Annotated in this window: 15 protein-coding genes and 2 pseudogenes; 2 read left to right on the forward strand and 15 right to left on the reverse strand. The window is 70.6% G+C overall.

Features of this window, described 5'->3' with window-relative positions; genetic code table 11:
* Window positions 1-9: 9 nt before the first annotated feature.
* The 13 genes and pseudogenes from EJC51_RS46430 to EJC51_RS46490 all read right to left on the reverse strand — a co-directional run.
* Window positions 10-288, reverse strand: a pseudogene (locus EJC51_RS46430) (helix-turn-helix domain-containing protein); the annotation flags it as partial.
* Window positions 289-402: 114 nt separating this feature from the next.
* On the reverse strand, window positions 403-2565 hold the full coding sequence (locus tag EJC51_RS46435) for a DUF2637 domain-containing protein (RefSeq protein ID WP_126276628.1): 2163 nt from the start codon (window positions 2563-2565) through the stop codon (window positions 403-405).
* A gap of 9 nt (window positions 2566-2574) precedes the next feature.
* Window positions 2575-5127, reverse strand: coding sequence for an AfsR/SARP family transcriptional regulator (locus EJC51_RS46440; RefSeq protein WP_126276629.1), 2553 nt, complete (start codon window positions 5125-5127; stop codon window positions 2575-2577).
* Window positions 5128-5138: 11 nt separating this feature from the next.
* Window positions 5139-5681: a hypothetical protein gene (locus EJC51_RS46445; protein ID WP_244363290.1), complete on the reverse strand. Its 543-nt coding sequence runs from the start codon at window positions 5679-5681 to the stop codon at window positions 5139-5141.
* A 127-nt stretch (window positions 5682-5808) separates the two neighbouring features.
* Entirely contained in the window at window positions 5809-6063 is a 255-nt protein-coding gene (locus EJC51_RS46450; RefSeq protein WP_126276631.1) for a hypothetical protein, read from the reverse strand.
* A gap of 456 nt (window positions 6064-6519) precedes the next feature.
* Window positions 6520-9156, reverse strand: coding sequence for an ATP/GTP-binding protein (locus EJC51_RS46455; protein WP_425276833.1), 2637 nt, complete (start codon window positions 9154-9156; stop codon window positions 6520-6522).
* A gap of 806 nt (window positions 9157-9962) precedes the next feature.
* Window positions 9963-11072: a C40 family peptidase gene (locus EJC51_RS46460; RefSeq protein WP_244363294.1), complete on the reverse strand. Its 1110-nt coding sequence runs from the start codon at window positions 11070-11072 to the stop codon at window positions 9963-9965.
* Between the two features lie 38 nt (window positions 11073-11110).
* Window positions 11111-13993, reverse strand: a complete 2883-nt coding sequence (locus tag EJC51_RS46465; protein WP_244363296.1) for a hypothetical protein — start codon at window positions 13991-13993, stop codon at window positions 11111-11113.
* Window positions 13994-14404 carry a hypothetical protein gene (locus EJC51_RS46470; RefSeq protein ID WP_126276633.1) on the reverse strand — a complete coding sequence of 137 codons (411 nt, stop codon included), beginning with the start codon at window positions 14402-14404 and terminating at the stop codon, window positions 13994-13996.
* Window positions 14401-17097, reverse strand: coding sequence for an ATP-binding protein (locus EJC51_RS46475; protein ID WP_126276634.1), 2697 nt, complete (start codon window positions 17095-17097; stop codon window positions 14401-14403). Before EJC51_RS46475 ends, EJC51_RS46470 begins: the two co-directional genes overlap by 4 nt.
* A complete protein-coding gene (locus EJC51_RS46480) occupies window positions 17097-17717 on the reverse strand; it encodes a hypothetical protein (protein WP_244363298.1) in 621 nt (206 codons plus the stop codon). Before EJC51_RS46480 ends, EJC51_RS46475 begins: the two co-directional genes overlap by 1 nt.
* A complete protein-coding gene (locus EJC51_RS46485; RefSeq protein ID WP_126276635.1) occupies window positions 17714-18049 on the reverse strand; it encodes a hypothetical protein in 336 nt (111 codons plus the stop codon). Before EJC51_RS46485 ends, EJC51_RS46480 begins: the two co-directional genes overlap by 4 nt.
* Window positions 18046-18900 carry a conjugal transfer protein gene (locus EJC51_RS46490; protein WP_341870740.1) on the reverse strand — a complete coding sequence of 285 codons (855 nt, stop codon included), beginning with the start codon at window positions 18898-18900 and terminating at the stop codon, window positions 18046-18048. Before EJC51_RS46490 ends, EJC51_RS46485 begins: the two co-directional genes overlap by 4 nt.
* 787 nt (window positions 18901-19687) lie before the next feature.
* On the opposite strand from EJC51_RS46490, the pseudogene EJC51_RS46495 reads away from it, so the two are divergent.
* Window positions 19688-21089: pseudogene (locus EJC51_RS46495) on the forward strand (hypothetical protein).
* A gap of 157 nt (window positions 21090-21246) precedes the next feature.
* Window positions 21247-21795: a hypothetical protein gene (locus EJC51_RS46500; RefSeq protein WP_126276637.1), complete on the forward strand. Its 549-nt coding sequence runs from the start codon at window positions 21247-21249 to the stop codon at window positions 21793-21795.
* Between the two features lie 37 nt (window positions 21796-21832).
* Here EJC51_RS46500 and EJC51_RS46505 read toward each other — a convergent pair whose 3' ends face one another.
* Both EJC51_RS46505 and EJC51_RS46510 read right to left on the reverse strand, forming a co-directional pair.
* Window positions 21833-22237, reverse strand: a complete 405-nt coding sequence (locus EJC51_RS46505; RefSeq protein ID WP_126276729.1) for a hypothetical protein — start codon at window positions 22235-22237, stop codon at window positions 21833-21835.
* A gap of 16 nt (window positions 22238-22253) precedes the next feature.
* Entirely contained in the window at window positions 22254-23111 is an 858-nt protein-coding gene (locus tag EJC51_RS46510) for an IS5 family transposase (RefSeq protein WP_126269134.1), read from the reverse strand.
* Window positions 23112-23204: the final 93 nt, after the last annotated feature.

A 23204-nucleotide genomic window follows, 5' to 3' on the forward strand; every position in this document is an offset into this window, starting at 1 on the left:
GCGTAGTCCGGGTCCGCCTTCGCGCAGTGCGCGCAGCAGACCGGGTGCGCGGTCGGCGAGCAGGTCGACGACGGCTGTCGTGTAGGTGTGGGCGGTGCCCACGGAGATGCCGAACCCGTCAGCAAGCTCGGCGAGGGTGTCGTGCCGGCGCAGGTACACCAGGCCGACCAGGGCACGCTGGTGCGGTGGGGGCTTGCAGCGGCGGTCACCCTCGCGGGTGACGATGAGCGTGGTGACCCACTCGACCAGGGCGTGAGGCAGGTCGAGTGCGGCAGAATACGGAACCAACGCGGCTCCTGTGCCTGTGGGTTGAGACTTCGAACACCTCCTCCAACGGCATGGGAGCCTCGTGCGTTGCGGGCACCGATTCCGTCACCCGATCAGTGGCCCTGCTGAAAGACCTCACTGTTCCGGAGCGGTTGAGTCAGTGGCTGAGGTGTTTGCTGGTTGGGTGGCTGGGGTGGGGGTTTGGTGGTGGGTGAGGGCGTGGTGGCGTCGTTGGTATTCGGGGGTGTGGTGTGCGATGTGTTGGGGGGTGATGGGTCGGTTGTATTGGCCGGTGATTCCGTGGATTGCGCATTGCTGGGCGAGGTGGTCGGGGGTGGGCGGGGTGTTGTCCGTGTGGTGGGTCGTCCAGAGGTTGTAGAGGCGCCAGTTGAGGAGGTGTCGGCGGATGTTGGAGGGGCTGAGGGGTTTGCCGCCTCGTCCGAGGAGTCCTTGGTGGGCGAGGTGGGTGGAGAGTTGTTCGGGGGTGGGTTCGGTGCCGTGGAGGGCCTGGTAGTTCATCCATTCGAGGTAGTAGCGGTCGGTGAGGGTGAGGGAGTGGATGCTCGGCGGGTTGCGTCCGCGGTCGTCGGGGTGAGGGTCTGGTTGTTGCTGTGGGGCGGGTGGCGGTTCGTCAGCCGGGGTGGGTGGTGGGGGTGTTGGCGGCCGGGTGCCGTGGTGGCTCTCGTCTGTTCGGCGTGCGGGTTGTGGTGCTGGGGAGGTTGACTGGGAGCGCGGTGGGAGCGGTGGGCGGCTGGAGTCTGTGGCGGTGAGCGACGTAGGAGTACGGCCGGTCAGGGGATGGCCAGTGGCCTCGGGCCTGGAGTCGTTGCCGGGGGCTGCGGTGGCGGGTGGGTCGGCGTCGAGGGGTACGGACGCCAAGTGATGTTGCGTGGGGCCCCCGTTGGGGTGGTGGGTTTGCTGGCAGGGGTGTGGTTGCGCAGCATGTGCGGTCGGTGACGTGTCGAGTGGTCCGGCGTGGGGTGTGGGGTTGTTGTGGGTGGCCTCGGCTGTTTGCTGCGGACGGCTGTCGGTGGGTTGCTGATGGTGAGGTGCGGGGGTGTGACTGTTGTTGTCCGGCCGCCAGGAGGCCCAGGGTGCGGGGGCGGGCGTGGTGCCGGTGGGGTGGTGCAACGCCTGGTAGAAGGCGTCGAGTTGCTGCGGAGTGGGGCCGGGGTGGTGGGTGGGTGTGTTCGAGGTACTGGTGTCCGCGGGCTGCGCTGGGCGGCCGGGTGGGGGCTCAGAGGCGGGCTCTGTGCGGGGGAGCGGTGTCCTGGTGGATTTGCTGTTGATGGGGTGCGGGTGGCCGTGGGGTGGGGCTGCTGGGACGGGTGTTGGGGGTGTAGTGGGTCGCGGGTAGGAGTCGGGGGTGGTGAGGGGGATGGGGGTGCCGTAGCGGGCCAGGCGGAGGGGGAGGAGGGCTTGGACGGGTGCTGTGTGTCGCCAGGTGCGTCCGTAGCGGCTCTTCAACTGGGTCCGGTAGATGAGTTGTTGTTGTTCGAGGGTGATGGCCCGTTGGTAGGAGCGGATTTCCCAGAGTTTCATGCGCCGCCATAGCAGGAGGGTGCGGGCGGGGGCGAGGAGCCAGCGGGCAGGGCGGATGGGGTCCATGTGGGTGCCAGTGGTGAGGTGGGCGAGGCGGCCGGTGGCGTGGCGGGCGGCCTCAAGGGTGACGATGAACAGCAGTGGGATGACGGCATGCATGCTCACCCCGAGCGGGTCGGGCCAGGCGGTGGCGGCGTTGAAGGTGATGGTGGCTGTGGTGAGCAGCCAGGCGGTGTGGCGGAGCAGGGGCAGGGGGATGCGCAGGTGGGTGAGGTGGAGGTCGAGGGCGAGTAGGACGCAGATGCCGGCGTCGATGCCGACGGGATAGAGCGCGGCGAAGTTGCCGAAGCCTTTGCGTTCGGCGAGGTCGCGGACGGCGGTGTAGGAGCCGGTGAACCCGATGCCGGCGATGAGTACGGCCCCGGTAGCGATGACGCCGGTGAGCAGGCGGTGCGTGCTGGTGGGCGGGGGAGGCGGCGGGGCGTTGTGAGGCGTGTCGACGGGTGCGGTCGATACCCGGAGGTGGCCGTCCGGCCTGTGCCGGGTATCGGGGGTTGGGGTGGGCGTGTTGTCGTGGCGTTGGTGGGTGGATGAGGGTGTCGTTGTGTGCTCGCGCCGCTCCTGGTCGGCGCCGGCTGGTTGCGGTATGGGTGTGTCTGGTGTGCGGGAGTGGTGGTGTGTGCCGGTGCTGGCTGCTGTGTGTGTGCGGTCGGCACCGGTGGCGGTGATACGACTGGTGGGTGGGGTAGGGGGCATGATGGTGGCCTAGGTGTGGCGGGCGTGGCCCAGGAGTTGAGTGATGAGCCGTTGGGTTTCTTCCTCCAGCGGGCTACCGAGGGTGTGGTTGATGTGCTGGGCGCGGCTGATGGCGGTGTGGACGCCGTGGCGGTTGCCTGCGGCGTGCTCGACCAGGATCCAGTCTCGGTAGAGGACTTCGGCGGTCTCGTCGATGTCGATGCCGCGGGCGATGGCGTGCCGGGCCTGGTCGAGGTCGTGGTGCGGGCCGGGGCTCATGCGGTGGGTGGCGATGGTGTGTGCCACTTGTGTGATGGCGGTGGTCATTTCCTGCTGCAGGGGTTCGGCCCAGGGCAGGGGTTTGCCGTCGAAGGGCGTACCGCGGACCAGCGCGAGTGCCTGCTCGAGTCGCTCGACGTCGATGAGTCCGGCGCTTGTGTGCGCAAGCAGATGCTGGGTGAGGTGTTGGAAGCGGGTCCAGTCGCAGGTGACGGTGGGTGCGAGGTGGTAGGGGTCGTCGCCGCTTCTGCGGCGGGGGACATAGGGCCGACCGGTGGGGTCGTCGCCGAGGGCGGCCCGCAGGCCGTGCATGCGGGCGTTGAGAGTGGTGGCGGACCAGGGATGGGCGGGGTCCATGTCGGTGCAGAGGGCGTCGGCGGTGCGTCCGGGTTTGAAATAGATCAGGGCGGCGAGCTGGGCGATGCGGGGGCCGTGCCCGCCGGCGTCAACGCCGTCGACCTCGACCGGCCCCAGAACCCGGATCTGCGGCGCGCTTGCCTCACGATGCGAGCGTGCGTTTGCCTCCGGTGGCGCGACGCTGCCGCCAGCCATGTGATGTGTGACGCCGTGGGCCGGGGGCGCATCTCCCGATGTCGCCCCTGCCGGAGATACGGGATCGGTCGTTGTCGGGCGCACGGCGCTCAGGAGCGCGGGAAAGACAGCACCGTTGCCGCTGCCATCCTCGAGAGTCGCCGGCGCGGCTGGCGAACGGGTCTCCGAAGACGCGCTGGCTGGTGGAATGCCGGGGTTGTGCTGGTGCTGGCCAGGCTCGCGTTCGGCATCGTTCACGGCGCCGGGCAGGGTGTCTGGCCCCGAGCGGTGCGTGCGGGGCGGGCATGCTGCCGCGTCGCTGAGCGCGTGGGTGATCTGCAGGTAGGCGGTTGGGGTGAGGCGTTGCAGGGTGACCCACGTGTCCAGGTGTTCAAGGTACTGCGCCCGGTTGTCGGCCGTGTCGAGGACGGGCGCGTCAGGGAAGTGGGGTGCGGTGGTGTGGGCGGGTGCGATGAGGGTGAGGGGGCGAGTGGCGGGGGTGGTGGTGAGGTCGGCGAAGTGCCAGGCGGTGCTCGCGGTGAGAGGGTCGGCGCTCAGCACCACCAGCGGCTGCTGGCCCGCGTCGGTTGACTGGTGTGCTTCCAGGAGCCGTTCTGTCGCTTCCCGTACGGCGTGTTGGCCGTCGGGCAGGGGGGTGAGGGCCGGGGTGGGCAGCAGGTGGTCGAGGCCGTCGGCGCAGCCCACGGTGATGAGTTCGAGGCCATCGGACCACGGGCTGGTGGTGAGTTCGAGGGCCAGTGCGGTGCAGACCTCGCTGATGTGTGCGGGTTCGCCGTCCAGGAGCAGGGCGGGCAGCGCGGCGAGGTTGAGCAGGAGCAGTTCGCCGTCGCTGGTGGTGCCGAGGGTGACCAGGGCGGGGTAGGGGGTGGGGACTTGGGCCGCGGTGTCCGCGTCCAGGAGGTCGGCGTCGTCCGGCAGCACCCACACGCCATCGGCGCCGGCCGTGAAGGGCGCGGGTGCGGCGCTGGTGGGATCTTCGTGCAGGACCTGCACGGTGGCGGTGCCGATGAGGGCTCCGGATACCGCGGGCAACTCTGCCGGCTTCGGGAGTTGGGCGTTGTGGTGGGCCATGGTGCGCAGGGCGGCATCCAGGAGCAAGACGCCGTCGGGCCTGTTCGTTTCCCCCGCCGCGTCGCCGGACGCCGCCGTGTCCGTGTCGGTCTCCAGGCTCCTGTCGCGGCCCGCCTTCGGGTGCCGTCGTGTTCTGCGCAGGACGAGAACGGCGGTGAGTGCGGTTGTGGCCAGTGCGGCGGCGCCGAGCAGGGTGTAGAGGGGCAGCGTGTTGCCCTCGTCGGACGGGGCCGACGATTGCGTGCTGGAGGAGGCGCTGGATGGCGCGGCCGTTGCCGTTGCCGTTGCCGTGCTGGCGGGAGAAGTGCCCGCAGATGGGTGGGCGGAGGCGGTGCCGGGCTGTTCGGCGCTGTGGTGGTCCGGTGTGCGGGAGGCCGGCGGCCCGGCTGTGCCGTGGCCGGGAGGTGGGGCGTCCTGGCCGGTGATGACGTAGTTCAAGGCGAGCGGGGTGGAGGAGAAGTCCAGGACGCGCTCGGGTGCGAGGCGGGCGCCCGGGCGCAGGGCCAAGGAGGGGGTCGGCGAGGGGGCGTCAGATGAACTGTTCTCGTGGGCGGTGGCTGCTGTACGCGTGAGGCCTTTACTTCCACCGACGGCGTTGGCTGACACCAGGACGAGGATCAGCGCGAGGGCGAGCGCCTGGGGCAGGCGGAGGGCGGTGCGGTGTGCGCGGATGGAGGGCATGCCGGTGTGCCTTATCCGGTGATGGTGATGGTGGTGGTGTCGAACAGGGGCATCTGGAAGCCGACGTGGTCGGTGGTGGCGGGTGGGGCGGGGAACTGCATGAACACCTCGGCCTTCTGGTGGGGTTTGAGGCGGGTGAGGCCGATGGTGGTCAGGGGGTTGCCGTCGGTGTCGCGCAGCACGTAGTAGCGCTTGTGGTGGGTGAAGTCGATGAGGGTGGCGCCGGCCAGGGAGGGGCTGGTTCTGACGATGTCGTCTTCGGTGCCGCGTAGCTGGGCGGGCACGGTGATCAGGACGTTGGAGGTATTGCGCAGGATGCCGCGCAGGGTGAGATAGCCGGTCTGGTCGCGGTCGGCCGCGGTGAGTATCAGCGTGAGGCCGGCCGGCCCGTCGAGTTCGGCCAGTACCGTCGCCGCACGGCCTGTCTGGGTGCGCGGTGTGCTGCTGGTTCGGGCGGCGGGCGTGGGGGCGGAGTCGGTGGGGTCGGGTTGAGGTGAGGGTGGTGAGCCGGCGCAGTTGGTCGTGGTGAGAATGAGGCCCGCTGTGATCGTCATGGCTAACAGGCGCCGGGTGAACCTGGTGCTGCCCAGGCTGGTCATGGGAACGCTGTCCTTTCGGTTGGAGAGGGCGTTCGGTCGAGGGGGCGGCGGCCGGGGGCGGGCCGGCTGTGCGGCGGTGCGGTCACGGCTGGGTGGGCAGGGGTGCGGGCCAGACGGTGATGGTGTCGCCGTCGAGGGTGACGTGGCGGTGGGGGAAGCGGGCGCGGACCAGTTGGAGGTCGTCGGGGTCGAAGTCGGTGAGGCCTTCGATGACGTAGGCGCGGCCGATGCGGGTGACGGCCTGGGTGGCCGGCGGCCACTGATCCGGGCCCGCGGCGTCGCCGGTGCTCTCGACGAGACGTTCCTGACTGCGAACGATGTGTGTGACTCGGTGCATGTGATGCTCCCTCAAGTGCGGTCTATGGCAAGCGGGGTGCGAGTTGCGCGGCGAGTGACAGGAGCGAATCTATAATTCGCTTACGCAAAGTTCAAGTGATTTGGGGTGCGTTACAAACCTGCGACATTCGACAGCCCCGCCACGGCCATCACGGCGGCTACCGTCATGGCCCCCTATGCCGGTGCCGCTCGCCCTGGTGACAAGCACCGCAGCCGCGGCAGCAAGGGTCGCTGGTGCTCCACGGCACTGCCGTGCGGTGGCTCAGGTCTGCTGAGTCGGCCTGTCGGTGAGCGGGCCGAGAGCCTCGACGTTTATCCAGCACCGCTGTGCCGAGGGGGAGTTCACGGTGCAGACAGCCGCGAGGCGGCGACTGGTGAAGAGGAGGCCATGCGCGGCGTGCTGCCCCGGGGAGCAGGGGCGGCGCCGGTCGTCGCCTCGGGAGTGGTTGGGGGTGGGTCATTGGTATCCCCGGTTGTCTTTGGTCAGGCGTGTGGGGGTTGTGGCGGTGGTGAGGTGGGTGAGGAAGGCCTGGACGCGGGCTTGTTGGGCGGCGGCGGTAGCGGTGAGGCGGTTCAGGGGCTGGGTGCGGGCGGTGGTGTGGGCGGCGGCGTTGAGGGCGGGAACCTGGTGGGGGCGGGCTTGCTCGGCGAAGACGTCGTCGAGGTGGCAGCCGGTGAGACGGACGGGTCCGATGCGGCGTCCGTTGACGGTCAGGGAGGTGTAGTGCTGGTAGCGGTCGAGGGCGGCGACTTCGGTCGGGCTGGGGGTATCGCCCCATTCAGCGGTGATGGGGGCGATGGCTGTGGTGGAACCGGTGGTAGTGGACAGGGTGGAGGCGTTTTGGGTCAGTGACTGCCGCACCGGGGCGGGCAGGCGGGCCAGGAGTTGGGTCATGCCGTGGACGCTGACGTGGTATTTGCGGAAGTCCTCGAACATGGCGGCGATGGTCTCCGGGGCGGCCCCAGTCAGGGTGATCAGCTCGTCGAAGTACAGCCGGAACGGCCGGCGTTGGTGTTCGGGGATGTCCCGGCGGGAGCGGACGGCGCGCAGCAGGTCGCGGGCGATCAGCGCGGTCAGCAGTCGGTCGGTGGGCCCGGTCCCGGCCGGGCAGATCCATACGATGAGGCCGTTGTCCATGGCGGCACGGCTGTTGTAGACGCCGGCGGGCTGGCCGAGGAAGGCGCGGGTTATGGGGTGGGCGGCGAGCCGGGCGAGGGGGTTGAGGACGACGGCGAAGGCGTCCTGCGGCAGGTGGGGGAACACGGTCTGCCACCACGAGCGGGTGTCCGCGTCGAGACGGCCGGTGGTGGCGGCCAGGGCCGCGGCGCGGAAGTCGGGGTCGGTGAGCAGGGGCCGGATCTGGAAGAGGGTGGCCTGGTCCTCCAGCCGGCCGGCCTGGCAGGCGCTCTGGTTGATGGCCGTCAGGACGGTGAGGGCGGCGGTCAGGATGGTCAGCGCGCGGGGCGCGGTGGCATCGTCCCAGCCCAGGACGGTGGCGAAGGCGTCCGCGACTGCCTCCACCACTTCGTGGGGGGCCTGGCCGTGCTGCAGGGCCAGCGGGTTCCACGAACTGAGCTGCGGCTGCGGGCCGGTGGTGTTGAGGTCGATCAGCGCGATCCGCCCCATCAGGTGGGGATGGGCGAGGAAGGGCGCGGCGCGGGGCCAGGAGTCGCGGTGCGGGTCGAGGAACATCAGCGCGCCGCCGGCGTGGGCGTAGGCGATGGCCTGGGCGAGGGCGCGTTCGGTCTTGCCGCCGCCGGCTTTGCCGACCGCGCACTCGAACAAGGTTTCTGCGGTGTGGGTGGCGACCAGGCGGCGGCGTCCGTCGGGGTGTTGGTAGATGCCTTGCAGGAGCAGTGCGGGGTCGCCGAAGCGGAAGGTGGGCAGCTCTGTAGAGAGCAGCGGCAGGCGGCAGTGGACGGTCGGAGGTTTGAGCAGTCCGACGAGTTCTTCCAGGCGTACCCAGTTCGCCCGGGGCGGCCGGCACAGGCCCAGATTCCAGCGCCGTTCGAAGCCGCGGCGGGTGGGCCAGTGATCGGCGCCCAGACGCCAGGGGCCCAGTCGCAGCCCGCGCATCGACCACCGTGAACGGCCTCCGAAGACATCGAGTGCGGCCTGGAGTTGGGCGAGGCGCGCCTGGGCGCGCCCTTGGGTATTGGAGGCGCACATCACCAGCAGCTGCACGCGTACGAGGTGATCGTCGGCGGCGAGTTTGCCCAACGCCTCCTCCCGATCCACCCGCCGCGGCAAGGGCGGCATCACCAGCCGCCGGCCCGGTCCGGTGTCGCGGCCGGTGATGAGCTGGCGGAGTTGGGCGGTGAGGGAGTCTTCGAGGCCTGCGGTGTCGTGGCGCAGCCAGCGTGCGGCCCGTTGCGCTTCACGGTGCTCGGTACGGCGGGCAGCACCCATCAGCTGGGCGCGGCGGGCGCGCAAGGCCCATTTGGGAGCGCGCTGGAGGTCGAGGCGCAGCTCCGCGAGGTCGCCGAGCTCGCCGCGCAGGTCCGAGACCGCGTCGATGAGCGGCTGGAGCGGGTCCGGGTCCAGCGGCACCTCCCGCAAGGTTGCGGTGGGGGTGCCGCGCAAGACGAACTCCGCCCGCACCGTGTGCGTGCGCGGGGTGTCGTGGATGGGGCGGGCTCGCTGGACGGTGACGGCCGGTCCGAACGGGGTGATGGACAGCAGCCGTTGTCCGCCGGCCGGCCCCTCGACGCGGTAACGCAGGGGGGTGCTGCCGTCGGCGCGCAGCCGGATCTGCACAGCCTTGGCCCGCCGCGGTACCCACCACGGCATGGACGTGGAGGCACGGGCGAGCTGGACGCCGCGGCGGAAGATCTCCTCCAGAGAGGGGTCGAAGTGGAGGGTGGGGACGAGTTCCAGAGCCATGCGTTCTGCGGACGCGCGTGCGGCGAGCCGGCGGATGAGCCATTCGGCTGCGGCCCAAAGACCGGCGATGGCCAGCACCGGCACCCACCAGTGCTGGAACAGCCAGCCGGCGGCGTCGATCACGCCAGTGAGCAGGCCATGTGCCCGGCTGGCCGCAGCCGTTGACCAACGGGCGGGGTCGGCCGGGTGCGCGGTTATTGCTGGGCCCATTCGGGTGCTCCCTTCGTGTGGGTGCGGGTGACGTGCCAGCCACTGATGCGCAGGACGATGCCCGCCCACCTCAGTCGCCCTATCGCGCGCTCTGGGGAGGTGCCGGGGAAGACCGTGTGCCGCCGGGTGCGGACGATCCGGGTGGCGTCCGCCCGCAGCAAGTGCGGACGGAGGCGAGCAGCTCTCCTTCCTGGGCGGCCGGGTAATCGGCGGGCCAGGTGTCCTCCCGCGCGCCTGATGGGCCGGTCGCCGACCAGTCCCTCGCCGTGCGGTACCAGACCCGACGCGGTGCGCGTCGCAGGCACCGCTGTGCGCGTGGTGGCGGGGTTCGCGGTGGCAGACGGGCTGGCGGCAGGCGAAACCGTCACCGCCGACGGACGCGCGGCCACAGCTGGCAGGCCGGCAGCGGATAGAGCTGTCCCGGTCCCGGATGCATCCGTGGCTGCGGGTGCGGGCGGCACTTCCATCGATGCGGGTGGAGACTCCGGCAACGACGGGAGCGGCTGCTGTGCGTCCGCCGCCAGCGGGGCAATGCCACCGGTGGCCAGGAGTGTGCTCGACACCAGCGATGCAGGCGGGGAACACGTTTCGGATGCGCGAGAAGGATTCGGCCGCTACCAGGCCCGGTCCGGGTGGCCGGCAGCGCGGTGAAGTGCGGAGCGCCGTGACGAAAACCTGTGCCGCGCGAGGCGGCTTTGCCCGCCGGGCAGGCCACGGCAGCGCGTCCGGCCGGGGATTGACACCATCACGACCCATCACCTGGACACCTCTGTCTCTTTGTTGCGGAACTTCATGCGGGGTGGCGGTCACAGCAGGCGGGCACCTCCCGCGTAGCCAGACATGGCTGTGACTGAGTCGACGCGGACGACGGTGCCGGGCCGGGCAGCGTTGATCATCTGCCCGTGGCCCAAGTAGAGACCGACGTGATAGATCGTCGAATCGCGGCCCGGGGAATGGGCGTAGAAGACGAGATCACCAGGCTGGAGGGCGCCGGTGCCGAGACCGGCGGGGATGCGCCGGCCGATTGCGGCCTGTGCGGCGGCGGTGCGCGGCAGGCGGATGCCCGCCCGAGCGTATGCGTACAGGGTCAGGCCTGAGCAGTCGAAGCCCTTGATGCTGGCACCGCTCTTGCCGCTGGGTGAGCAGCAGATCCCGTAGGAGGGGCCCTGGATGCTGCCGCCGCCCCAGGAGTAGGGCACGCCCCGCTGGGAGAGTGCAGCCTCGATGACGGTGTGGACGGTCCCCGAAACGCCGTCCATGCCGGGGTTGTTGGCGGCCGCCGTGTATTGGTCGATCCACCTGAGCACGTCGGCGACGTATGCGGTGGACTGGTTGTACTGGTAGATCGCCGCCTTCAGTTGGGCGGGGTGGGTTAGGTTTCGGCCGTTGCCGCAGACGTAGATCGCAGCACCGAGTGCGGCGTCGTCGGCGTTGTGCGGATCAGCCACCTGGTCGCCGTTCGCGTCCGCGCCGACGGTGTTCCAGGTGGAGGGCAAGAACTGGAAGGGGCCCACCGCACGCTCCCCGAGGGCGGTGCCGTCCCAGCGGCCCCCGTCGGTGTCCGGGAAGGAGGTGGTGTTGCCGCCGGCTCCGGCCCCGTTGAGGAGGACCCCGTAAATGCGGGGGCGGATGTCGCCGCTCGCGGTGATGGTGTGGCCGGTGGCGTGGTTGGACTCGACCTTGGCGATTGCGGCGAGGATCGGCCACCGCATGCCCCGGCATTTCGGCACGTGCCGGCCGAGCTGCTGCATGGCCTTCTTGTACGCGGTGAGCATCCGGGGCGGGATGTCCGCCGTGCTGCCGCCGTCGGCAACGGTCTCCTGGCTATCGGCGCCGGCTTGCAGGGCGGTGGAGGCGCTGATCGCGCTGGAGATGGGTGCGGCGCAGCAGACGGCCGCGGACAGCAACAGCGCCACCAGGCATGCCCAGCGTCCTAAGCGGCGTCGGCGGGGCCTCACTGCGGCTCACCGCCTTCCCCCTCGCGGCGGGCTCGTTCTTCGTTGCGCCGCATGATCCGCTGGATCATCTCCCGCGCCTGCTCTCGCGACGCGGGCCCCGTGGTATCGGGCTGCATCGAGGGACCGGAAGCGTGGCCGGGACGCGCCCGAGGCGGCGCAGGCGGCGGGGCTGCCGGGTCGGGTGACGGTGCCGGAGGGCTCGACGCGCCACCAGCAGGCGGCCAGCCGTCTCGGTGCCCACGCCCGGCCGCTGGCCGGACCGAGGGCTGGGGCGGCCCCGGCACGGGCCGTTCCGCAGGAGGCTGGCCGGCTGCCCCGGACGGCCCGAGGCCTTCGGCCCAGCGTCGGGCCTCTTCCCGAGTGAGCGGGACGGCTTCTGCCGTCACCGTGCTGCCGGAAGGCTGCGGGGGCGACGAGCGGGCCGTTCGAGTGCCAGCTGTGTCGGCTGTCGTGGGGGAGGGCAGGCGGCGGTTGTTGGGGAAGGGGCCCGTGCCGCCGCGGTCGTCGAGGTGCTCGCGCATGAGCTGCGCGGTGTGCCGGTCCCCATCGCCCCAGGCGCGCCCGTCCTCGCGGCCGGTGTTGCCCCACACCTGGAGTTGCTGACGGGCGTCCTGGGAGTAGCGCGAGCCGCTCTGCCCGGCGCGGCGGGCGTTGGCGGGCAGCCCGAGGGTGGCCCCGTACAGCATCCGGCCGCCGCGGTGCAGGATGCGGTAACCGCGGTAGCGCACGAGCCGGTTGTGGGCGCGGGTGGACAGCAGCGTGCGGTCACGGTGCTGGTCGTGCAGCACCTGCCCGGTGCGCCGGTCGACGACCTGTCCGTCGTCGTTGCGGTAGCGGTCTGGTGGCCCTCCCGGCCGCCGCGGCCCCCCACCACCGGCACCTGTACCGCCGCCGTACGGGCCGCCGCCGTGCGGGTCGCCGTCGGCGGTGGGTTTTTGCCACTTGGCGAGCTTGTCCCGGTCCGGGCGGCGGCCGATCAGCAGCCAGTACGCGCCCCGTGTCCCCAGCCGCGCCCCGCCCCAGCCGATCCGGGTGCCCAGTCCGCCTGCGGCGGCCGCCGCGGTGAGCGGGGCCAACCCGCGCCCGGCTTCAGCGGTGGCGTCGGCGAGGATGCGGCCGGTGTCCACGGGCATGCCCGTCCCATCGAACACAGAGGACAGCGCGCCCATCAGCCGCTGGCGGGTGCCCAGCATCCCGAACCTGCCCCCGCCGCCTGTGAACGCGCGCAGCCCGCCGCCGTAACCGCCCAGCGCAGCAGGGGAGTTCATAGCCAGGGCCGCACCCAATTCGGAGGTGTCGCCCGGCATATGGGTGCCGCCGATCTTGGCGTAGCGCATCCGCATGGCCATGCGCCGCCCGAACGAGCTGATCGAGGTGAGCAGGCGGCGGTGCCCGGCCGCCCCGGCGATGGCCAGGACATCGATGAGGAGAATGCGTTCGACCATCAGGTCAGGGCCGTTGGTGATGGTGGCGTCCACGGCGATACCGAAGAACGGCACGAAGGCACAGATGCCGACCATAGCGAGGATGGCGATGCCCCAGATTGACAGCCACTTCCACACCGACTGGCGGGGCGGGCCGGGCAGCATGGCCGCGATGAACGTCATCGCGCCGCCGGCCGCGGCCGCGGCGCCAATGCCCTGGGTACCCAGCAGCACGATCGCGCTGGACAGCAGCATGCCGCAGATGAAGAACGCCGCAACAAGCAGCAGGAACGCCCCTCCCACCCGCCACCAGGTGGGCTTTTCGGCGTAGGCGGCGCACGCCTTGCCCACCTCGCCGGAGTTCTTCAGATCGTTAAGGAAGGCGGCAAACTGCCGTGCCTCGTTGCTGAAGGCGGCAGAGTCGATGTCGGTCAGCGACTGGCCCGGCGCGAGCCCGACATCATCGGCACCCTCGGGGATGTCCTGCTCGGCGCCGGTGGCATCGCGTTCGCAGTACTGCTTGGCGGGCCCTTTGATCTTGCTGCAGTAGTCCTTGCGTTCCTCACTGACCGGGCCGCTGCCCGCTTTGTAGCCGCCGGTGATCCATTTCAGGTGGACGGCATAGGCCTTGCGGTCAGCAGGTTTGGCGGGGTCGAGGATGCGCCCGTACTCCAGCAGCATGTACGGCTTGACGATCAGCGCGTTGGTGATCGAGTCCTGCAGCGGTCGGGCCACCTCGGTGGCCGCGACAGGCGCCGCGGCCTCCTCCTGCAGGCACTTGGCTTCCTGCTGGCCGGCCATCCGATCGCACGGGCTGAGGCTGGCGAGCTTTCCGCCCCAGTCGTAGGAGTTGACGCTCTCCTTGGCGACCTCGGCGGCCACCTGCTGCGTCTGTCCGAGCGGACCGTTTGGGGTGAGCAGGTAGTCGGGGCGGACGAAGGCGGATGCGGCGAGGGCGGCGATGGCCAGGGTGAGGAAGATTTCGCCCAGTCCGCGGCCGATGCGCCCCCGCACGATCATGAAGGCGGCGAAGATGAACGCCCACGCCAGCAGCAGCCCCTTCAGCCCGAGGCGCTCGACGACGACGGTGTTGTAGGCGTCGGCGACCCGCTGCGCAGGCTTGATGAGCAGGGCCAGCAGGGGGAAGCGGAAGGCGAGTTCGATCGCCCACCCGGCCAGGCCGACCAGCAGCCGGATCACGGTGAACAGCCCGGACAGGGCGAACGCCAGGGACTGCGACTGGAAACTGAAGATCGAGCCGCCCTGGGCGCCGAGTTCGTAGCCGTCGATCGGGATGCCCTCGCTGGAGGTGATGTTGAGCGGGGACAGCAGATCACCGGTGCCGCCGTCGCTGCCGGCCGCGTACACGACCTGGGTGTTGACGACGACGAAGACGCAGGCGAGGCCCACGACCGTGACGGCCGGGCGGAGCAGGGGATGGGCAAGGCGGGCCATTCAGCAGTCACCTCGCGCATGCGCCCGGCACCGGCGCCAGATGATCAGCGCGGTCAGGGTTGAGCCGATCGGCACCAGCCGCCATATGGCCCGCGCCGCGTCGTGTCCGCTGGGTGTGAGCGGACGGGGCGAGAGGGGGGTGGTGTGGGTGTCGTGCTCGCAGTAGGTGCGGGCCGGGCCCGCGCTCAGATCACATTCCTCGCGCCGCGGCGCGGGAACGGGGGAAGCATGGGTGGGGGAGGTGAAGTTGTCCCGCGGCCACCAGGGCTCGGGCCGGCCCGCGGTGATGAGCAGGGTCAGGAGGACAGCCAGGACGGACAGCACGCCGATGACGGCGGCCGCGGCGGCCAGGCGCCGGGCGCGGGAGACAAACGGCGAGCGCGGCGCAGACGGGAAAGGACGCATGCTCATGCCGTGTGCTCCTTGGACAAGGCCACGCCTATCGCGCCACCGGTGTCGGCGGTGGCCGGTGCGGGTGGGGGCGTGCGGGGGCCTGGTGTGGTGGTGATGGAGGAGGCGATCCGCGCGATGCGCGGGATGATCGCCTTGATGCGGCCGGTGTTCTGCCGCGGGCAGGTGAGGAGGAACTCGCCTGCCCGGCCCTTGTGGCCGACCGGGGACAGGCCGGTGGTCACCAGCCGCAGCAGTTCGGTGTCGTTGGGGTCGAGGCCGACGAATTCCAGGCCGCGGCGGGCGCGTTCACGGTCGGTGGTCCGCGCGAGGGCCCGGTAGGCCATCAGGCCGCGGTCGGGGCCGAGTTCGTCGGCGTCGTGGGAGCCGGCGATGAGTCCGGCGCCGTGTTTGCGGCCGTCGTGGAGGATCTCGTGCACGAGGGCGGTGCCCTCGGCCGAGGAGGTCAGCCAGTACAGCTCGTCCAGGACGACGGCGGTGAACCGGCCAGGATCTTCGAAGGCGTTCTGCCGGGCGAGCGCGGCGATCAGATACAGCACCGCGCGGCCGATCAGAGCTTCCAGGGGCTGCTGGTGGAGGATCTCGGGGTGGGCGAAGGCTGCCTTGGGTGGCAGCTTCAGCCCGGCCGTCGTGATCACGATCATGTCGCAGGCGCTGGAGGCATCTAGCCGCACCGGGGGCAGGGCGGCATCGAAGACCATCGCCGCGAGCGGGTTGTCGGCGACCACGTGCAGGAGCCCGGCGAGGGTGGCGGCCGCGTCCTGGCGCCGTCCCGGCTGCCCCTGGGCCATCTGCTCCAGGGCTTCCACCACCCGCCGCATGGACGGTGTGTCACTGGTGGCGGCTTGTTCGACGGCGTGGTGGAGGACTTCGCCGTGGGTGCTCATGGGTCCGATGCCCAGCTGCAGGGTGAGGTAGGACAGGGCGTAGTGGCGGCCCTCGGGGCCGTCGAACATGCGCAGCGGGTCGATGGACACAGCGGCGCGGGCGGCATCGATGATCTGCACCCGGTTGCCGGCGGCGGCGCGGGCGAAGGTGGCCCATTCGCGCACTGGGGTGCGGTCGATGCAGATGGCGCAGCCGCCGCGCGCCCACACCGCCTCCGCGATTAGTTTCTGCAGCACGCTCTTGCCGGCGCCGAGATCGCCGACGATGCCCATCGAGGCGGAGGCGTCGACCTTCGGCGCGTCCGCCACGTTGATCATGACGGGGCGGGTGGTGCCGCAGTCCAGGTCGATGCCGAGGAACATGCCGTTGGGATCACCCACCTCCGCCGAGGTGAAGGCGCCGGACAGCGCCCAGTCCTCGGAAACCTGGTGCTGGGTGAACTCCCGTACCGTGCCTGGGCGCACGGTGCCGGGCAGGCCCAACGTGAACAGGGTTTCCTGCAGGCCCGTCGGGCGCACGGCGCGGTAGTCGGCGCCGGCCAGCAGCGCGCCAAGAGCGCGGGCGCGGGCATCGCAGACGGCTGCGGTCGGCCCCCACACCGTCAGCACGGTCACCGACTGGACCTCCACCTCCACCCCGGTGCGCGACAGCCGCGCATCCAGCTCGCCCAGATCACGGGCGGCTTCGGCCAACGAGGCGGGCATGCCGGTGGGGCGGGCGTCGTACTGGTCGGCCTGGTCGATGAGTTCGTTCTTCTTGCGCTGCACCTGCGCGCGCGCCTTCTCCGCGCCCACCAGGGTGAGGTCGATGGTGTAGTCGACGGGAAAATCCAGACTCTCCAGCTGTGCGAACAAATCCGCCGCGCTCTGGCTGACGGCAGGCGGACACTCGGCCAGCACCAGCTGCGCCTGGTAGGCGGTACCGGTGTCGGATTCCACCTGCAGCCAACGCCGCGCCAGCGGCGAGCCCGCCTGCCGCCACCACGCCGCGCGCCCCGACGGCGCGACCCGCTCGCTGCCTTGACGGCCGTCGGCGGGGTCGATGCCGGCATCGATGCCGCCTTCCTGCAGGCGGACTTGGCCGAGGTTGGCGTAGCTGGGGGAACGCAGCACCCCGTGGTGGAGTGTGCTGTCGAACAGGTTGCTGCTCTCGGCCTCCGCCAGCAGGGGTTCGGGCAGGCCGCGGTGTAGGGCGTGCTGGATCATCCACACGATCTCCACCGGCCGGGCCGGGCGGAACGTGATGCCGCCGGTGAGCGCCGCCTGGACCTTGGCGGCCTGCTCGCGGTAGGCGTTCACCTCCCGCAGGGAAACGGGTGCCGCCCGCAGGCCGAGCAGCGGCGCGAACTCCGACCACACCGCACCCACCTGGGCGGACAGTTGATGGCCGCGGGACTCGGTCGTGAGCGGTACGGCCAGCCACAGCGTGCGCCGGTGCATCTCCTGCTCGTCCAGCAACTCCAGTGCGGCCTCGACGTTCTCCACCCACGGATGCGATGCGGTACCGGGTTCCTGTGCGGCGGGCTCGATGCCCTCGATCATCTTCAGGGCGATCTCACCGGGATCGACCTGCGCGCACAGCCCGAACAGGCGCGGTGCCCCGGACAGCGAGCGCACCAAGTGGGTGATTTTGGCGAGCTGTTCGTCGCGGACCGCGGCGGGCACATACGTGCCCTGCACTCTCTCCTCGACCTGCCCGCCGGTGTCGGGGCCGTCAGGGCCGGGATGCAGGCGGTAGATCGCCCACACGCTTCCCTGCACCGACCACAGCAGGTGCCCGGCGATGTGCCGGATCGGCACCCTCATCACGCACCCCCGACCGTCGCGTCGGTCGCGAGCAGGAGCTGTTGCACACTCGACGCCGGGCCCACCACCGGCCTGCCTCCAGCGGTGTGCCGGGGGTGGCGCGTGGAGGATCGGGCAGCACGGGCCGGGCCCGGCGCGGGCCTCGAGGCCGTAGTGGTGCGTCGCCGGGCGGTGCGGGACGGGGCCCGGTGCGAGGTAGGCCGCGGTCCGCGCGCGCCCTCGATGGTGAAGCCCGCGGTGAGGGTGCGGGGTTGGCGGTCGCGGGCGGCGCGCCCGCTGATGCGCCCGCCGCGGGGCTGGCAGCCCAGCAGCACGAGACCGAGCGCGGCAGGCAGCGGGGCTCGGCCGCGGATTTTCTGACGGCGTACCGCCCAGACGGCCAGGAGCCAGGTCACCACCGGTAGCGGGCCCAGCCACGACCACCAGTGGACGGTCTTGAACAGCACGAAGCCGCCGCCGACAGCGACCGCCAGCTGCGCCGGTGTGTAGGGGCCGAGGGGAATCTTCCAGTCGGCGACCTTGCCCAGCACCCAGGGGTGACGCCGAGCCGCGGTGTAGTAGCGGCCCACCCGAGGCGCGCTCACCGCGCCCGCCGCGCTCACCGCGCCCGCCGCGCTCACAGCATGCTCCCTTCCGAGGGCGTGTGCTCCCGTGCGGTGGGTGGCGGGGAGAGGATGCCGGGGATGGCGGGTGCGCCCTGGGCGGGGTTTTTCACCTCGTCCTCGAACATGTTCGCCAGGTCCTCGCGCGAGTTGTACAACCCCAGCGCCACGATCATCAGCAGCAGGGCGCCGATCCCGGCGCGCACGCTGACCTTCTGGACCATGGTGATGAAGACCAGGCAGGTCAGGCCCGCCTGCAGGCCGAGGTCGCCCCAGCGGTGGAACATGTTGATCCACGCTTCACCGACATCGTCCAGCTTTCCCGCCAGCACACTCGTGTCCGTGTTCATATGCGGTCACCTCCGCCCTGACCCGTCGCGGAGGTGAGCGCGGCGACTTCCCACCGCCCGGAGCGAGCCGTGAGGGTGAGCTCGTAGACCAGCGGCCACCGCCCGCTGGTGTCCTGGGCCGTGGCTGTCGCCTGGATGCGCACCCGGGTGCCGTCACCCGGAACCGTATTTCCGGCCGCGGCCTCTTCGATCGCGGAGATCTGCCGCACCGTGACCGCCGAGAACGGGGCGGGCGAGACCGCGGTGAGATGCACACCGGGAGCCAGATAGCGGTCGACCTCACCGGCACCCGTTAGATACGCGGCGAAGAACTCGCCCACGGTGCTGCTCAGTTCACCGTCGGGGACGGGGAGGGTGTACGGAGATTCGGACGGCTCGGCCCGGCCGGGGCCGGCGACCACAGCCGGGGCGGCGGTCACCGCGAACGAGGTGCCCGCGGTGTTGGTGGTCACCGGCACGGCGAAGTAGCGCACGGTGCCCTCCGCGTACTGCGCAGCCACCGTCACCGACCAGGCGCCCGCGCCAGTGCGTGCACTGTGCACCGGGATGACGGAAGCCGGCGCCGAGTGCGCATCCGGTGCGGGGTCGGGCAGTTCGACGTCCGGTGCCATCGATTGCGCAAGCCGTGCCTGCGAACTCGCCGTGTCGTCGGCGCGGCTGCGCAGCCATGCGGTCATGAATACCTGCGCATAGCCGGACGGGTCGGCGGCCAGCGCCGTGACGGCCTGCGCAGTGCTTGCGCGGTCTTGCGGCGCGGCCACCGGTGCGGTCGGGGTGGAGGCGGTCACGAAGACCAGGGCGATGGGGCCGGCTGCGATGAGTGTCCACACTGCTGCCCGCGACAAGCGCACCCTGCGCCGCATCGCCTCCAAGCGGGCACCTGCCGCCATGACGGCAGCACCCTCTGTGGGCGAGGCATGCCTTCGGTGAGGCATGGTCAACCTCCTGGGTCTGAACGGATGTTGCTGGTGAGCACACCGGCAGACCCTGACCAGACCATCGACCAGGTCAGGCCAACCACGGTCACGATGAGGACACAAACGGCGTGGTCAGGGCGCGGTCAGCCTGACCACGCCCTGACCACGGGCAGTTGAGAGGCGGGTGAGCGGACACCGCCGCGTGTCTGCGCAACTCAGCATGCGCAGGCGCGGGAGGGCCGGCGTTGGTGTGCGCAGTGCAGGGTTCGGATCTGCGCAGGGGAGAGGTGCGCAACAGGCTGCGCAGTCATCATGCGCATTCAGCGCTAGCGAGGCCCGTCCGGCGCTGCGCAACGAAGCGATGACCACTGCGCACCCTTCTTGGTTGCGCGACTCGTGCTGCGCATTGGGTCTGCGCGATGCTGCGCAGTCAACTTGCGCGACCGGGACGGGGCGTGGCGTGGTCAGGGCATGGTCGGCCTGACCATGCCCTGACCACCGCGGATAGTGCGTGGATTGTGACCGTGGTCGGCCTGACCTGGTCGATGGTCTGGTCAGGGCCGCTGATTGAGCTGGTGGACATGGACCTCGCCGGCGCGTACGCACGGAAAAGCCCTGACCGCATCCCCCTCCATCGCATGCAGCCCGACCTGGCTGCGGGCGGCTCCACGACGTGTGGGGGAGCGCAGTGAGCCACGGGGCGGGGGTCCGCCGAGGCGTGATGGCGGCGGATCAGTTCACGCAGATCGCCAACGGCCTGCTGCGTGATCCTCAGCTGTCGTTCAAGGCGAAGGGAATCTTCGGCTACCTCAGTACCCACCGCTCGGGCTGGCAGGTGACCCTCGCCGACCTCATGCGGGTCGGACCGGACGGGCGGGATGCCATCCGAGCGGGCTTGAGTGAACTACAGGCCCGCGGCTACCTCGTACGCACGCAGCTGCGGCGCAACGACGGCACCCTCGGCGAGACCGTCCACTGCCTCACCGACACGGTCGCGGCCCGCGACACCAGACACGGTGCTGCGCCGGTATCTGCCCCCGTTCCGGCAGCGGGACCAGGCGCCCGGGTGGGGATCCGGCGGGGTCTGATAGCGGCGGATCAGTTTGCGCAGATCGCCAACCGTCTCTTCCGCGACTCCCGCCTGTCGTTCAAGGCGAAGGGGTTATTCGGGTTGATCAGTACGCATCGCGACGGCTGGCGCATCACCGTCGCCGACCTGGCACGCCACAGCCGCGACGGCGAGGTGGCCGTCAAGAGCGGCCTCACGGAGCTGGAACAGCACGGCTTCCTGGCGCGGGAGCGTACACGGAACGACGACGGCACTCTGGGCGGGGCCATGTATGTCATCACCGACCAGCCGGATGCGCAGCCGTGCAGGTCGCAGCCGGAGCCGGGTTTTCCACCGGTGGATGAGCCGACGTCGGCTGACCGGCCTACTAAGAACACCATCGTTCAGAAGACCAACCAGCAGAACACCAACCCCCTCCCTCCAAGCCCGCACCCCGGCGCACACACACCCCGCGGGATACGACCCTCGGACGGCAACCCGCCCGCACCGCCTCCCGACGAGCTGCATCCCGGCATCCGCTTGCTGCTCGACATCGCAACCAGCCGCCCCGAGTTCTTGCTGACCGGCAAGGCGCTGACCGACCAGGGCCGGGTGGTGACCGTGATGCTGGAGAGCGGCTGGAGTCCCGAACTGCTGCGCCACGTCATCACCAGCAGGCCGCTCCCGCACCCGGTACGCACCTCCGTCGCCGCCATCGTCGCGGCACGCCTGCACGCCGCCCAGGCCTACCCACCGCCCCACACCGTGACCCGTCACCACATCCCCAAGGACGCGGGGGAGGAGCTGCCGGTGCCGCAGGGGGCCGCGCGGGCCTGCACACCATCCGCCGCCCGCACCGTCACCGAGGCCTTGACCTACCGGGCCCTGGTCGAGTGCACCGGCTGCGGACGGCCGGGCACCGCTGACGGCGAGGACCTCTGCCCCACCTGCCTGGGCTGGCCGCCCTGCGCCACCTGCCCCGGCCCCACCCCCCCGCCGCGCCCACCCGGACAGCGACGGCCGCTGCACCACCTGCGCCTCCGCCACCACCCAACTCGAAGGAGCCAGCTGGTGACGGCACCACGCACCTGGCTCACGGCCAGGGCCGCGCAGCCCTCTGCCCGCCACCCGGGCCGGCCCGCAGCAACCGCTTCTCCGCACGGTCGGACACCCCGGTGAACGGCCAACAGCTCGCCCGACCCGGCACCACACCGCCTGAAGGGACACCACCGATGACGCAGACTCACTCCGACGACCAGGGACGCGCCCCCACGGTGTATCTGCTCTTTGCGCACGAGCCCTACTACCCCGGCCCCGGCACCACGGAGATCAACACCACCGTCGTAGCGGCCGGCACACTGCTGCACCACTGTGTGCGGCAGCCCGATGGCGCCCGCATCCACGACCTACTCATCCACGGACGTCGGCCCGGGGAGATCATCCCGTTGTCCACCCTCACGCACGAACTGGACGGCGGCGCCGGCTGGCCGCGCGTTGGCGACTGGGAGCGCGTCACTACCGACCTGGTTCACCTCGTCCGCCAGGGGGACTGCGATGCCCTCAGCCTCGGCCTGCCCGACCTCGCCCGCGCCCTGCTCTGCGCCGGCCCGTACAGCCAGGTGCGCGCCATCGACGCCGCATCGGGCCAGACCATGGTCTACGGGGCCGCGGAGCGGGCCACCGTGTTGGCGGACGTGGACAAGTTCCTTGCCGCTCTCGTGGCCGAACGCGACCTGTGGCCTGGCGAAGGCCTGCTCGGTGATGCCGCACCGCCGCGGTAGCGGTCTGAGTGGGTGTTCTGTGAGCTTTCGTGGGGTCTCAGTCCGGGGATGGCGTTGGTTGCGGTAGCCGGAAGAGGCCGGGCTCCGGCTCGGTGAGAATGCCGCGGCTGACCAGGCGTTTCAGTTTCGCGCGGACGCCTTCGACATGCCGGGGTTCGGTGCCGGTGTCCAGGGCGATGCAGACGTCCTTGGGGCGCAGTCCGTCTGCGGTGTCTTCGAAGAGGGCGAGGATCTGACGGTAGGCCGAGGGCAGCGGAGCGAGGCCGCCGGGAAGGTCTGGTGCGATCTCCAGAATCGTCTCCCGGGTGATCCTCAGTCTCTCCAACGCCTTTTCGGCGGCCGCGAGTTGGGTGGTGAGCTCGGCGATCTGAGTGCGGAGTCTGTCCGCGAGGTCACGGCCGGCCGCCTCGCGGATCTCGAGCTGTTCCAGGAACTCCTGCATGCTCACGCTCACTCGTTCATGCCGGTCCGGGGGAAGCGGGTCGGCGGCGGTCCCGCCAGGTGGGAGTGGTCGTGGCGGTGAGCCGGTGGGTCATGACGTCGGTCATCGACCAGCGGATCCAGGACGCGGAACTGGCGGGCAGGGTCTCGTAGTCGCGGGCCAGGCGGCGGTGCAGCATGAGTGTGCCGAAGGTCTGCTCGACGATCCACCGCTTCGGTGACGGGGCGAACCCCTTCGCCTGCGGGTCACGCGATACCACCTCGACGTCGATGCCCAGCGACCTGCCGTGCTCGATGACGGCGTTCTTGAACCCGGCATCGACCCAGCTCTTCACCACGCCGGGGTTGTCGGCGGCCACCTTGTCCAGCAGCGTGATTCCGACGGCGTTGTCGTGCACGCTCGCGGCGACCACGATCACGGCGATGAGCAGACCGAGTACATCGGTGGCGATGCCCCGCTTGCGGCCCCGGCTCTTCTTGCCCGGGTCCAGCCCGGTCGTCTCCTTGGGGGCGTTGACCGAGGCGTGCACGGTCTGGGAGTCCATGACGACCGCGGACGGGTCCTCGCGCCGGCCCTTCGACTCGCGGACCTGCCAGCGCAGCAGATCGTGGATGGTCTGGTCGGTGCCGTCATCGCGCCACAGCCCGAAGTAGTAGTACACCGCGGTGTACGGCGGGAAGTCGTGCGGCAGGTAACGCCACTGGCAGCCGACCCGGGCCTGATACAGGATCGCGTTCACGATCTCCCGCATCTCGTATCGGCCCTGATGACCGCTGACCGAGCGGTGCTGTCCCTTCCAGGCCGTGATGACCGGCCGGATCAACTCCCATGCCTCATCCGACAGATCACTCGGGTACGGCTGCCGCTCAGCCACGTCTCCAGCACACCGCAGAAGCCGTCAACCGCAACCCCTCAAACCGGACAACCAGACACGACGACTCGCAGAACACCCACTGAGAGGGCGGGT

This window comes from Streptomyces aquilus (assembly GCF_003955715.1).
GTDB lineage: Bacteria > Actinomycetota > Actinomycetes > Streptomycetales > Streptomycetaceae > Streptomyces > Streptomyces aquilus.